The 14,584-nt window shown below is 39.1% G+C and carries 8 protein-coding genes; all 8 read right to left on the minus strand.

Features of this window, described 5'->3' with window-relative positions:
* Positions 1-4: 4 nt before the first annotated feature.
* A complete protein-coding gene (locus tag JIG41_RS16960; RefSeq protein ID WP_199525144.1) occupies positions 5-1,351 on the minus strand; it encodes an McrC family protein in 1,347 nt (448 codons plus the stop codon).
* A gap of 10 nt (positions 1,352-1,361) precedes the next feature.
* Entirely contained in the window at positions 1,362-3,671 is a 2,310-nt protein-coding gene (locus tag JIG41_RS22930; protein WP_249406698.1) for an McrB family protein, read from the minus strand.
* Positions 3,672-3,752: 81 nt separating this feature from the next.
* On the minus strand, positions 3,753-5,522 hold the full coding sequence (locus tag JIG41_RS16970; RefSeq protein ID WP_199525145.1) for an ATP-binding protein: 1,770 nt from the start codon (positions 5,520-5,522) through the stop codon (positions 3,753-3,755).
* Entirely contained in the window at positions 5,523-6,656 is a 1,134-nt protein-coding gene (locus JIG41_RS16975) for an SIR2 family protein (protein WP_199525146.1), read from the minus strand.
* A 36-nt stretch (positions 6,657-6,692) separates the two neighbouring features.
* Positions 6,693-7,865 carry a restriction endonuclease subunit S gene (locus JIG41_RS23200; RefSeq protein WP_199525147.1) on the minus strand — a complete coding sequence of 391 codons (1,173 nt, stop codon included), beginning with the start codon at positions 7,863-7,865 and terminating at the stop codon, positions 6,693-6,695.
* Positions 7,862-9,442 (minus strand): class I SAM-dependent DNA methyltransferase, encoded by a 1,581-nt coding sequence (locus JIG41_RS16985; RefSeq protein WP_199525148.1) that lies wholly within the window; start codon positions 9,440-9,442, stop codon positions 7,862-7,864. Before JIG41_RS16985 ends, JIG41_RS23200 begins: the two co-directional genes overlap by 4 nt.
* Before the next feature lie 43 nt (positions 9,443-9,485).
* Complete coding sequence (locus JIG41_RS16990; RefSeq protein WP_199525149.1) at positions 9,486-12,941, minus strand: DEAD/DEAH box helicase family protein; 3,456 nt, start codon at positions 12,939-12,941, stop codon at positions 9,486-9,488.
* 51 nt (positions 12,942-12,992) lie between these two features.
* Positions 12,993-14,501: a sigma-54-dependent Fis family transcriptional regulator gene (locus tag JIG41_RS16995; RefSeq protein WP_063529647.1), complete on the minus strand. Its 1,509-nt coding sequence runs from the start codon at positions 14,499-14,501 to the stop codon at positions 12,993-12,995.
* Positions 14,502-14,584 lie beyond the last annotated feature (83 nt).

Below are 14,584 nucleotides of genomic sequence, written 5' to 3' on the forward strand. Positions count from 1 at the left end.
CGCCTTATTTATTGCTAATGCCTAATAAACTTAAATCAATTCGTTCATTGCCATTACTTTCTCGGTAAGGACTAACGTCAAAAGGTAGTACCCTTAATTTCAGTCTATTTTCATTGTCGTAATTGAAGCTATGCTCAAGAGGTTCATCGAAACTATCTGTTTTAGGGTAAATCAAAACGAGGTCACCTTCACCGTTGAGGTACTTGTAGCCGTACCCCAGCATTTGATAGAAGTCATCTTGCGATAAACCAAATTTATCTTTGCCAGATTTTTTATTTTGATTGATTAACTTCCACTTGGTATCTAATACCGTATCCATGCCGATGAAATCTTTAAGATATAGATCAGGCTTGAGGCGGAAATAACTCTTATCACCATAAGTTACCAGTGATTTGCTTTGTACCTGAGAAGATAGCTTTTGAGGACTGGAAACTCGTTGCTTCAGGTACTTAGCGACGAAGTTTTCAAACACGGCTTCCATTGGAAACAATAACGAATAAGCATTGTTTTCACCTAACATTGACTGAGGCGAGTAGCCCTCCAATATTAGCCTTGCCCAACTTAAAGGCACATCGTAGTGCTGCATACCTCGTTGCAGTTTTACACTAGAAAAGTCATTCTTGTAGTTTGAACTGAGTGGCACCTCATCAAAAGCAAACAGCAGCTCCTGAGATAGCTTTTTACTCTTATTCACATTGGTATATGAGGCGACAGATTTTAGTGCTAAATGAATAAGTCGATTTTCCGCTCTATCCATCAAATAAGCATCGTATTCAACATAAAACTTGTGGCGATTAATAAAATTATGTTTAAGTTGTTGGCTGTTTAGAAGCTTGCCTTTTAGATAAGCGCTATTAATTTGCTCTCGAACATAGTCACTTCTTACGCCCTTCTTAACGAGAACATTTACCGCATTTAAAAACTGCGCGATAAAAATTTCCATCAATGGCATTTTTTGCTTCTTAATGCTCGCAACCTCAGTCTCAATGTGGCGAAACTGCTTTAATGACTTGAGCATCATTAACAAGGACTTTTGCGCTGCTGTAGCTGTACGTTCTTGATTATTTGCTTTAGCGATTTTGGGGAGTATTTCTATTTGTGTTCCATCAGGGCAAAGAACTACACCAGCGTAATTCTGTACTTGCAGCACTTCCATGCCATGCGCAATTTTCAGCTTTAAAAAACGTGATTCCGACTCATCACATAAACAACACTTTTTAAGATATTCAAAAGCACCTTCCGATATTGCTTCAACATTATCTTTTTCCGCCGCTTTAGAACTAGCACTTAAGAGTCCATACTCAAATACGGTAACGTTTGTCGTTTTTTGTCGTTTTAATCCCTTAATCATGCTGAGTAAGTTAACCTTCATCCTTTGGTAAACTGCCAACGCTATATATGCCCTTATAGGTCAAAGGATCAGTCCAAAGTTCAGAGTCAGCTTCTATCAACTTATAATCTTGAACGTCATCGGCAATGTCACCAGCATCCTCAGTATCACCAAAGAGCACTTCGTAATCGACATCTGACTGTTTAATAAGTTGATAAGCTTCGGGCTTTTGATTATCACCTAGAACTAAGCGAATTTTTTGCCAGTCTTCAAAAAAGTATTCAGCGAGTAGTGGAATAATTTTATTCTGGAAGCAGTTTTTCAATTCGTGAAGCGCTTTCTCATTCTCACCAGCGGCAATGGCTTCCACAACAGGCATTAAAAACGCATGACCTAGCTGATGTTCCCTGTCATAAAGCGCGGAAATTCGCTTATTCATTGTTTTAAGTAAACGCGCTAAATCTATTTCAAATCCGCCATTTTCAACTTTAAATGGCAAGCCGTCTTCGTTATATAAAACATTGTAATCAGGCATCATCTCAACAAAGTCAAAACGGCGACGAAGAGCTGTATCCATAAGTGCCAAAGACCTATCTGCGGTATTCATTGTGCCAATAATATAAAGGTTATCTGGCACTGAAAATTTATCGCCGGAATACGGTAATGTCACTTCGATAGCTTCGGATTTCCCCAAACGCTTTGATGGCTCAATCAAGGTAATTAGCTCACCAAAAATTTTTGATATATTACCTCTATTGATTTCATCAATTATTAATACATAGTTCTGCTTCTGAGCTAGTTCCGAGCTAATAACACCTTCTGGAATGTGTTTTTTTATCGCCTCTAACGCTCTAACAAAATAAGACGCATGTTGTTTAGCTAATCCTGAAACATTCTCTGACTTTTTAATACCCTGCCTACTTTCGACCCCACTTAAATACAATGTTCTAAGGTCTTCATATTTCATGATCGGAGACGAGTTCCAGTTCCCACCATACCTAAACCCATCATCTTCAATGGCTAAAATTGAACACGCTTCAGTCAATGGGTACACGTCAGAATCATCAAACATCGACAACTTAAAACTTTCTAATGCATGGTTAAATTTGTACTCATCATTTAATTCTGTTTTAGATTTCTTACTGTCTTTAAAATTACGAATAGCTTCATCACAAATAACTTTAAACACACCATCTTTTTCAAAGTAACTAAGTTGATCACCTTCAGTTTTAGCGCTTAAACCCTCAACAAACTCCTCGTAACCATAACTTTGATGGAAAGTTACAAACCTTATGCGACCTGCATTATAAAGCTCTTTGTAAAGGCGAGTTAATTCAGCTCGCTGTTCAGGTGTTGCACCTGAGCTTTCATTAATACCAAGAGCACTAAAAATTTCAGGTTCCGCCGCTTTTACCGCCGCTTGAATTGAGTGATAGGTTTTCCCGGTTCCCGGTGGACCATATAAAATCTGGTTAAGAGAAACTGTATTCATTACTTCCACCGATGAGCTGAGGTTAGTAGGTTTACTTATTTGGCTTGAATCAAAGCCTAAATCTTTAAGAGTAAGCTCGTAATAAGGTTGAAGAATTTCTTCTTCGAACATCCAATATTCTTTAATCGGCACTTCCCATGATGTACCCGGATACCTTGGTGACCATCGTTTATTTTTACCCGTATATTTCACAGATTTATCTAAACCCTTAATGATCTCATATCTTCTCATTAACCATTCTGTGCTCAGTGATGAACCCTCTATATATTCAATATCGGATATAACCCTTACAATACGAAATACTGTATTGCCAAGCCCAAGTGATACGATGTCACCCTTTTTCATCTTTTCAAAAGCGTTAACACTACCGTTACCTGTGCTTTCATGAATCGCTAGTACATTATTATTTTTCAGCCACTCAAGTGCTGTAGCATCAAATTCTTCAACTTTAGGGCTGTGCGATACCTTCCAAATTTTAGGCATCTCAACCGAGCCTGACACAGCATCAATAACCAAGCCTAAATTTCGAGCCTGTTTAATCAAACTCTCAATATTACCAACTCCCCACTCAGTACAAACAAGTATGTTTTGCCCATCCACACATAATTTCTCATCTTGTTTGGTAAAAAAACGCTCTTTCTGATCGTTAGAGTTTTCTTTGCGAGCCAAGTATTCTTGCTCTGTGCAGAAAACACCAATACTACCTTGAAGAGGCTTTGGAAAAGCTTCTCGCAACTGGTCTAATGTAGGTTGGTTAATATTTATGAAGTTTTTTACAACTGCCAGTACCAAACGTCCTTTTGGGTACTCCTCACCATTAAATAAGTATTTGCTATTGTCTTTAGGCATAACTTCAACCCTTCTCATTTGTCAGTTTCTTACACACCACATAGTGGAAATTAAACGTAATGTAGGTATAAACAGAACTCATTAATCACTCCAGAGCGAGTTCAGGTCAACATCGCCACTATCAGGTTGGGATTCTTTTTCTAAGCGCTCAAATTGCACGACCATTGGAATATCAAATGACGTCCCTGTTATTACCGCACAGCCTTTTGATAAATTTGGGATCATCGACCGTGACAATGAATCAAGTGTACTAATGGTGTTATCAAGCAACATTAAGTCTCTGTCGTTTACAAGCCGATGAATAAAGAAATTATGAATTTGCGACATTATCGTTGGTGATATATCGGCTGGACGCTGACTAGATAGAGTCAAGTAAAAGCCAAATTTACGGCCTTCTTTAATTATCTCTTCAAATAATTCAAGTCTGTAATCTTTCCAGCTTTCACTTTCACGATTTGATTGCATTGATAAGATATTGTGAGCTTCATCAATAACCATATGAAATGTATGGCTTGGAGGGCTGTCGTCAATAACCTCATCCTTATGACTTCCATAGTAATATTTAGCCAACAAGAGAGGTATGACTTTTTTAATTTCCTGATTGGACTTTCGAAGCGATACGACAGTTAATAATTTATTTACTGGATTTGCACCTACCTCAAATACTCTTTCCAATGACGTTAATGAAGCTTCGATTCTCTTTAAAAGGGGCTGAATATGATCGAATTGCACGTATCCATTAACTAAGTCTGCTAAAAGTTGAACATGTATACGTAGCCTAAGCTCGGCAAAATGATTCAAATTACCTACCGTTATGTTTTCAACGGGTCGCTTGAATTCTCTAACATAAACGGGGTCTGTATCTCCGCCATTTAGATGATTTGCATCGTTAAGATAAAAGTGACTCTTTACACCGTGCCATCTTAATCGACTGATATTTTGCTTTAACTCTTCAGCGTCAACTGAACCTGCAATTTCTCTTATTAATTCAGCAAACTCTTTTTTGGGCGATGGACTCGTGAGTGCTCTAGCAACCGTTTTTCTTGTATAAATTCCAAGACTATCAGCGGTATCTTTAAATCGTTCTCGACCAGAAACAACTCGCTTCAAGAAAGGTTTCTGTGTGTTCTCTGTGGCTTTGAATAAAATACCAAAGACTTCTTCGTCCCAAAAAACAGATTCACTTAGCGGAAACTTACTGTCACCGCCACCTCTAGTATCCAAGTCATAAACTTGCTTAAAATCTCGATCATTTATAAGTTGCTTACCTGTGTACTCACCATTGAAATCAATAACAACAAAGTGACTTTTGCCATTCAGTGCCTGTAATTTATTGGTAAATAAGGTGGTATATAAATTTGTAAGTGTATTAGATTTACCACTGCCAGTGTTACCAAACACACCTATGTGCGTGTTAAACAAGCTTGCCCAAGGAAGAGAAACTGGTAGCTCTTCTTTTAAAATTTCACCAATAACAAAACTATCATCAGCTTCTCCGTATATTTGCCTGACTTGCTGTTCATTCATCAAGTAAGCAACATCACGGATCATCGGTAAGTGCTTAATTCCCTCATAAAACTCACTTTGGTCATAATAGCCAATTGGTTTTAGCTCAACCTTCCTTACGTAACTTTTTCCGTCTTCTTGCTCAAACCTTTCATCTAAATATTCGCCTTGAACCAAAGCAACAATATCTTTGAAGCCACGTTTAATGAGAATATGCTCTTGTATTGATACTCCTTTAAACTTTTCGCCTTGATAAAATAGCGTTTCTTTATTGGATTCCTCATACAATTCAACAAGAATATTTACGCCTTTAACGGCGATAACCTCTCCAATAGCAATGCTCATTTACTCTTCACCTTTTTTGAGAGTAAATACTCGTTTGTTAAAGCGGGTAAAAGTTAAATCATCATCAATCGCGATAAATTTAACGTTTGAATACCCCTTAAATTTCTTCTTCATTTCTTGTTTTTCATCGTCGTTATAACAAGAAACAAATACGGTCAGGCTTGGGTTTGATAGTGAGCGTTGAACTAAATGCAAAATGTGCTCATCGGCAAACGAAAAACCAAAGGTGATCAAAACAGTATTGGGCCGCTCTAATTCAAAACTCAAGTGCCTTAAAATTTGGTAGTAAGCTTCTTCAAAAACGGTTTCGTGAAACTTCCATTTGGTAGGATTTACAATCGGGATCGCTTCGTACTGTTTCCAAAAGTCATTTCCTTGCAAGTTTTCCCAATCTTCAAATTCATCCAAACCAAATTCTTTTAAGTCATTAATATTTTTAGTTGGGTTATTTACTAGCTCCTCAAACGAAGAAATTAACTTTTCTTGCTCGTCAGTAAATGGAATTGCATAGGGGGTGTTTCCGTAGTCAACTTCAATTCCTTGTCCTTCTTTTTGCCAATAAACAGAGCCATGCGGGTGTAGAATGTTTATTTGAGGAATGACTTCCGCATGTTTATCAAAAATGCCTTTTTGAATAACTCTATTATTAAAGTTTTTCGTGTGAAACTTTCTAGATTGAAAGCCTGCACTGCCGTCATTAACTATGCAGTTGGCGGCATGTGCGGAAATCAATTCATCAGCCGAGATCTCAAAACAACTATCATAGTTTGTCGTATATATATTGCATTTTTTGTCATTGTGATTTTGCTTCTGTAGCACAACTAACAACGTGTTTAGAAACGCACGATATTCATCAAGAACTGCTTCGCGATGCGGAGGATAAGGTACTCTAGGAATTCGAGGCAAGCCTGTATTTATGCACTTTTTAAAATAGTGCATAAATAGTAAAGTATACAAATTATCAGTTTTATCTGAATCAAGTTCCTTTGCTAACGTTTCAAATGTATAAGCTTTCCCTTCAGCGTCTTTGATTGCTAGGGCCAAAGTTGGTAAAAAGCCAAATGATGCGCCAGCGCCAAACAGAAAATTTAGATTCTGCTCATAAACATCGTACAAATTAAACTTATCTGACATATCAACGTCCTTGTTATTCTTGTTTTGAGGTTATCGCTATAGCTCGCCAGCGAAAGCTTTTTGGCTTAACGAGTTGAAATTATCTTCTAACAACTCAGCACTCTTTTCGAAGCTTTTTAGCTTTGATTTCGTTGCTCTCACAATTTGTTCATATTCATTTTGAAGTTCAATTGGTGGCAAAAGAATTTTTATATCCTGCAACTCTTGAGCATTAATATTCGCCATTCCGACAATGCTTTTACACATATTTAAGAGTGTCTGCTTACCATGAAATGAATTCAAATAGCCCGAAATATAGTAATTGTTGCCGTGTTCATTAGGGCGAACTCGTATCAAGTAACCTGCTATCGCCATTGGCTCGTCTTCATCAAAAACAGCCGTTTTTCCGACTAGTTCTTTACTGTTTGTGCGATTGAACAGTAAATCACCTTTTTGAGTTAAATACTTTGGCTCATCTTTTTCTGATAAATCGATATATTTTAAGTTTGTGAAGTCCCAACCACCTTCGTATGTAATATTGCCCATACGTAGAATCGGATATTTCCCTTCGGTTTCAGAAGCTTTCCCAGAAGTACCATAGTTGGCGCTTTCAATAAGCTCTCGAACAGTACCTTTTTTAAACCCCTTCGGGTTAGAAATAGGATCGCCGAACATGTCTAGGAAGACGCTGCGGAGGAAGTCGTCGGCGAGGTCGATGGCCTGTTGGCGTTTACGGCGCACGCTGTCGGCTTTATCTAAAATCGCAGCGATTCTTTTTTGCTCTTCGAGTGGTGGGAGTGGGATTTTTAATTCTTTTAAAAAATCCAAAGTAATTCCCTTAACAGTAGCTCCCTTTCCTTCACCTTCAATGTACTTAGCCTTGGAAGACAAATACCTAACTAGATAATTTCGCTCAACCTTGGACACATCTTTAATAAACAATGCTTTCAAGTCTTGGTTAATAGCCATATCCACAGAATTGATTACAAACTTACCTAAAGCCATTCGTGTAGCAGTAAGAATAGTCCCAGCAGGTATTAGATTAGTAGCCGAATTTTTAACACCTAGCTCTGTAATAGTATCAGCAGTAATACTAATCTCATTACTCTTTAAGTCTTTAACTGAAGCCCAAGGAATATCACCATTCCAATATTCCTCGACTTTTTTGCTGGGTGTTCCGCCACCTTTGATAACAACTAAATCACCAAGTTTAACTAAAGGCCAACTCACAGCATCCCCTCCAGCTCTTTCAAATCTTTTAGAATATCATTTTCAAGCTTTACGAGTTTTTTAAGAATATCTGCTGGCGGATCGTATTGCTCTTCCTCATAAACCACTTCCTTATAGCGGTTAATTGAAAGGTCATATTTATTTGAGGTGATATCGTCTTTACTCACCCAAAACGCCTTTTGGGTTTTATTGTTTGCTTCGGTTTCTGCTTCAGCTTTATCACGCGCTTTAAACTGGGCAACTAAATCAGGCAGGTCGTTGTCTTTGATTGGTGTGCGTTTGTCGTCTAGCGAGAAGCCATCGGCTTGTACGTCATAAAACCATACATGGTCGGTAGTACCGCCTTTGGTGAAGATTAAAATTGCGGTTGATACACCCGCATAAGGTTTAAATACCCCGCTTGGCAGTGAAATTACCGCCTCAAGCTGGTTATTATCCACCAGCAATTGTCGCAATTGTTGGTGCGCATTAGACGAGCCAAATAATACGCCATCTGGCACGATAGTCGCTGAGCGACCACCCACACGTAACATACGCTCAATTAGCGCAACAAACAGAAGTTCGGTTTTTTTTGTTTTTACTTTACGCAGTAACTCTGGGCAAACGTCTTCTTCATCCAGTGAGCCTTTGAACGGCGGATTGGCGAGAATAATTTCCATGCCGGATTTTGCTTCATTTGGAAACTTCTCTAAGAAAGATTGGCTTAAGGTATCTTGGTAGTGAATATCAGGCTGTTTTATACCATGCATCACAAGGTTCATTGCCGCAACACGTAACATGGTGGCATCAAAATCAAAGCCGTGGAACATATCGGTATCGATGTGCTTGCGAGCGTCTTCGCCAATTAAATCGCCTGAATACAAGACGTTTTCAAGCTGTTTACCGTTGATGTCGAGCAGCGGCTTGCCATCGATATCAAATAGCGGCTCGCGTTCTATACCTTCTGGAGAGGTGTATTTTTCAAGTAAATATTCGTAAGACACTGATAAGAAGCCACCTGTGCCCGTTGATGGGTCGCAAATACGGCTGTTTTTATCTGGGTCCATCATTTCCACCATTGCACGAATAATGTGACGTGGCGTTCTAAACTGGCCGTTAATACCTGCCGTGGTTAACTTGCTTAATAGATATTCGTATAAGTCACCTTTGGTATCAGAGTTTTCTAATGGTAAGTCGTTCACCATCTCTACCGCTTTCACTAATAGCGATTGTTTTTGGATCATCAACTGTGCGTCTTTCATAAACTCGTTGAAAATAGCGCCTTCGGTTGATTCATCGTCATTGGCTTTAGAGAAATATGGGAATAGCTCGTCCTTAACCACTTTATAAAGCTCTTCAGCGCCTAAATGACGCAAGTTTTGCCAACGCAAGTGCTGCTCGTTGTCATTAAAGCGGCGTGTAAATGGCTTTTTCGTTCTGGCGAAACGCTTTTCATCCGCTTGCTCATTCATATCAAGCATACGGGCGTACATTAAAAATGTGATTTGCTCGATTACCGTTAGCGGGTTAGTAATACCGCCCGTCCAAAATTCTTCCCAAAGTTTGTCTATTTTGCTTTTAAGCTGACCTGTGATCATTTTCTCTTTTCCTCTTGTCGAACTGTTTAATTTAACGCTCGACCTACAACTGAATTTCTTTATCTACTGATGTGGATTTTTGTCCAAGCTCCACATCAAACTGTTTAATAAACTGCTCTATCACATCGGCTTGCGCTTCACTAAACACGCCATCTAAGCCCATGTCATGTACTTGGGTAAATGGCGCATCGTAAAGCTGATCAATTTTGATAACGCCATATCGCACTAGGTGATTTTTTAATAAACCAATAAAACGCTGTTGTTTGGCGTTCATATGGGTATGGGTTTGCTGTACGAATTTAGTAAAGCTTTGCTCGATTGCCTCTTTATCCATGCCAACAATGGTACGAAGAATTTTGTCTAAGCTTGCCGTTGAATCTGGGTAAAACTCTTTCAAAGTATTTAAATCAACATTCGGGTTTTGAATGTGGACTAAAGCATTTAAGCGAGCAATGTCATCTTCTGTAACTGGGCTACCAGCACGGATTTTTTGTAACACGCTATCGGTTTCAAATAGTGGTGCTAAGGTTTTCTCCACCTCTTGGCGGAAGATTTGATAGTCAATCGACACTATCTTGGTAGGACGTTCCGTAACCTGATAGTCAGCTTCATCTTCTCTGATGTCTAAGATGACTTCTTGTGAAGGTGGTTGAATACCTTTTTCTCTTAAGTGAATAACGCTACGCAATGCTTTACGGCTGGTTTCCAATGTTTCAAAACCGTCTATTGATGCTGTTAGGTTCTGCCAGTATTCCTCTTTTTGAATATCTGCAATAAAACTTGCCTTAGCACGCACCTCATTTAAGTGCATTTGTAGTTTTTCTATCTTCACCATTAATGCTTGCCTAGCTAAGTCGATTTGGCTTGGATCGGTGTATAGCAAAGTTTGGATAATGGCGATTTCATTATCAAATTTATACGCTTCTGACTGGCCCATAATATTGCGCCATTGCATCAGAGGTGCAATATGTTCATAGAGACTTGTTTTAGTTTCTGGGGCAAACTGATTGAGGTATTTTTCGTCTTTGCACGCTTCAACTACCTGCCAATTGTCACGCACCGCTATGGTATTCATATCAAGTGAACATATGTCCTGATGAATGAGTTTTATCACTTCATCAAACGTTGCGACATCGGCTTTTTTAAGTGAGGTTTCAGCCAATAACAAGCGTGATTCAAATAGCTTTTGAGTTAACGATTTTGACTGTTTAACGTCCTCTTCTTCTGGGTCCATATCGAAGTATTCGAAGTTTTCCCAGTGATCGAAAATCAAGAAGTGAGTTTTATCTTTACCTGCTCCATAAAGATCTTTACACAAGCGCGTGCCTCGACCAATCATTTGCCAGAACTTCACTTTCGATTTAATTGGCTTAGCAAATACGAGATTTACACATTCAGGCACATCAATACCTGTGTCGAGCATATCAACCGAGACGGCTATGCGAATGCTGTTTTCATCTGTCGATTTAAAATCGTCAATAAGCTCTTCAGCACGTTCATATTTCGAGTGAATAACTCGGCAAAAGTTATTCCCCAACTGCGGATACATTTCTGCAAATAGGTTTGCCATAAGTTCGGCGTGAGCAATATTCCGCGCAAATACAATTGTTTTACCCGGCAATTGACCATCAACATCACGTAAACCTTTTTCCATCAGGTTTCTAATAATTGCTTCATTAGTTCCTGTTATTTTCACTGCATCATCAATTTCTTTTGCGTCAAAATCCAACTCATTAGGATCAATCCCTTGGTCTTCAAGTTGAGCAATTTGCTCGTCACTAAGATTGTCCTTGCTAATGCCTTCGCGCTGGAATTTAGTGGTAAAGCTAACGATTTTGTAGGGTACTAAGTTGCCGTCTTCTATCGCTTGTTCTAGCGGATAATTCGCCGTCGGCATTTTAAAATCACAACCGAATAGCTGACAGGTAGAACGAGATACCATTTCAACTGGGGTTGCAGTTAAGCCAACTTCTAACGCATCAAAGTATTTAAAAATGTCGCCGTAAATATTGTAAATAGAACGGTGAGATTCATCAGCAACAATCAGATCAAAATAACCTACATCATACTTTTGGAAAATGCGCATCATGCCCGGATAGGTTGCAATAAAGACACGAGCACTACTTGCTGCTTCTTTTTTACTTTTACCAACTACATATAGCGGCTCTTTGGTAAATTCGTTAAAGGCATTACCCGCTTGCTTACGTAACTCTTTACGGTCACACAGGAATAAAACACGCTTTGCCCAACCAGCATCCAACAAGCGTTTCGCCAGCGCGATAGATACTCGCGTTTTTCCCGTACCCGTTGCTTGTACGATAAGAGATTTACGGTGTTTGTTGGTGAAACGCTCACAGACACGAGATATGGTTTCCATTTGATACATACGACCAGCCACATCGGTATCAATAGGCGTTTGGTTGAGATTTTTTTTCAACGTTCGTTGCTTAATAAGGTATTGCAACGAGTCTTTTGAGTAATAACCGTAAAGCTTGCGACTGTTATAGCCTTGGGCATCGTCTAAAATACGAATGTCGTAACCATTTGAATAGAATATTACAGGGCGCTGACCATATTCCTTTTCTAGCGCATCAGCATAGATTTTTGCTTGCTCGCGACCTTTTTCAACTGATTCACGAGTACGCTTTGCTTCAATAACCGCCAATGGCTTACCATCATCATCCCACAAAACGTAATCAGCTCTTCCGTTTCCACTATTCGTTGGCTGATGAGGCAAATCTACTTCTTTGCCCACTTCATCGGTGCTAGATTCGTCCAGTGAAACATTCCAGCCCGCTGCACGTAAATCCATATCAATAATACGGGCGCGAGTTTCAGCCTCGTCAAACTTAAAGCTTGATGTGATTTTCTTATTCAGTGATTGCACTTGGCTGACTTTTTCAGAGTCAATTGCTTGTTTAAGCTTGGATGCTTCAATTTGTGCAAGTTTTTGCGCTTTTTCAGACGCTTCCAGTTCCTCTAGTGCTTTCTTTAATCGCGCTTCATTTTCAGCTAGCTGTTTTTCAAGTTGCTTGTTCTTTTTAACAAACTCTGCACCAGATTGGTCTGTTGGTTTTGTTTGCTCAGGGATCGTAAACTCAGGGCAATCTTCTTGCTGGCCTCCCGCATAAGCCATAAAGAGGTAACTAGCGACAAAGTAACTTTCTTTTAATATCCAGATAGCTTGCTGTTGATCGACTTTGCCTTCATGCGCAGCTTGGTTACCGCTTTTACGGATCGCATGAAGTTTATCTGTTATTAAACTAGGTACGACACTTGTGAAGTCGTCTGAGGTTAACTTGTCATAGATGTTAGAATTGGGGAATACAGGTAGGCGAAGCTCCTTGTACAAATAGCCAACCACTTTTTCAGCAAAACAGCGTAGTTTTACTAAAGCACTTTGTGGGTCACTTATTACATAGTCTTCTGCAAATGCAGCAAGCTGATGTAACTCAGGCCATTTGGTTTGGATGTGTTCAAAATTCATTGATTGCTTCATTCCTGATTATTCCTTGTGTCCTATATCGCAAGCGCAATGCCAAATTCGAAATTATTGTTCTTTTTCATTGTGAATCCCCAATCGCTTCATCCAATTTGTTAGCGTTTGATGGTCTTTTAAGCCCAACATTTGGGTAGCGTGTTTCTTAACATTACCGCTTGCTTTTAATGCTGCTTCAACATACTTTTTTTGATAATTTTCAGTCAGTTGAACTATATCTACTTTGTCGTTAAAAGACAGCCTAACATCATTACTTTGCTCACCAAATCTTCTATTTATGATCGCGTCAGACAGTTCCTTTTCACCTACCAATTTTGCATCTGTCCAGAGAAAAGCCCTGTTCAATGTGCTCCATAATTCACGAATATTGCCTAGCCATGACTGCGATAAAATAAATTTAATTCCATTTTCGGAAACTTTTTTACTTATATAGTCTGGGTGTTTGGCCCCCGACGCATTAATTTGTTCTGTTAGTTGTTCAACTATGACTGGAATATCTTCAAGCCGGTCTCTAAGTGGTGGCATATTGATAATGCCCACTGCTAATCGATAAAAAAGATCTTCACGAAAATCCCCTTGTTCAATCAAGGAGGTCAAATCTTGGTGAGTAGCAGCAATAACGCGCACATCGACATTAATGGTTTTCGTATCACCAAGTCTGGTAATTTCACCTTGCTGTAATGCCCTTAGAAACTTAACTTGTATATCAGGCTTTAATTCACCTACTTCATCTAAAAATAAGGTTCCACCGTTAGCTTGCTCAAATAGACCTGCATAATCTTTATCTGCGCCAGTAAACGCCCCTTTTTTATGACCAAACAGTGTTGAATCAACTAGATTGTCAGCAAGCGCACCACAGTTTACAACTCTAATAGGCTTATTTGCTCTAAGGCTCCCTTTGTGGATAGCATGTGCCATTAATTCTTTACCCGTACCTGTTTCACCTAAAATAAGGGCAGGAACTTCAGAAGCGGCTATTCTCTTTGCCTTTTCAACCACATCAGTCATTGTTTTTGACTTGGCAGTTAATTCTGAAAACGCCTTTTGTATCTTAGGTAATGAGGTCGCTGTATGAGCAATGTTCTTTGAAGCAGATTTTACGTATTCTTTACCGAAATCCAGTGGTATTTCGACTTCTTCAATAACGTTTTTCGGGGACGATTGCACAAAGCGTGTATTGGACTTTCCCTTTCCATGAAGCACAGAAAGCGTTGTCATTGCAGGTGTACCAGACGTTAGATTGATCGAGAGCGTGTCAGACTCTTCAGATAACTTTGTGATCCACTTTTCTGTTTCAACTGAAATAGACTGGTAGTCAATTGGACTTTGGATTTGCGCTAAGTGGATTTTAATATCTTCAGATGGTCGGCTTATCATCGCCATCCGCTTTTTCAGAAAGCGCTCAAACGAATCCCACTTAGCTTCATCTTTGTTGGAAAGAATAACTATCTTGTCGAATGGAATTTCAGATTTTGTCGCAAGTGAAACAATAGCAGCGCTCTGCTCCTGTTCCATGTTTTCAATATCGCGATTACCAAGCCACGTAAAAAGTGTATGCACTGTCCAATTGCTTATTTTTATTCATTTGTAAATCATCTTACATGAAATAAAAATTTTTACCCATTAAAAAAGCGAGCCATCAC

This window comes from Pseudoalteromonas sp. bablab_jr011 (assembly GCF_016464045.1).
Taxonomy (GTDB): Bacteria; Pseudomonadota; Gammaproteobacteria; order Enterobacterales; family Alteromonadaceae; genus Pseudoalteromonas; species Pseudoalteromonas lipolytica.

Coding starts and splice junctions, on each gene's coding strand:
- JIG41_RS16985 (WP_199525148.1), bottom strand. CDS start 9,442: ATGATCACAGGTCAGCTTAAAAGCAAAATAGACAAACTTTGGGAAGAA.
- JIG41_RS16970 (WP_199525145.1), bottom strand. CDS start 5,522: ATGAGCATTGCTATTGGAGAGGTTATCGCCGTTAAAGGCGTAAATATT.
- JIG41_RS16990 (WP_199525149.1), bottom strand. CDS start 12,941: ATGAAGCAATCAATGAATTTTGAACACATCCAAACCAAATGGCCTGAG.
- JIG41_RS22930 (WP_249406698.1), bottom strand. CDS start 3,671: ATGCCTAAAGACAATAGCAAATACTTATTTAATGGTGAGGAGTACCCA.
- JIG41_RS16975 (WP_199525146.1), bottom strand. CDS start 6,656: ATGTCAGATAAGTTTAATTTGTACGATGTTTATGAGCAGAATCTAAAT.
- JIG41_RS16960 (WP_199525144.1), bottom strand. CDS start 1,351: ATGATTAAGGGATTAAAACGACAAAAAACGACAAACGTTACCGTATTT.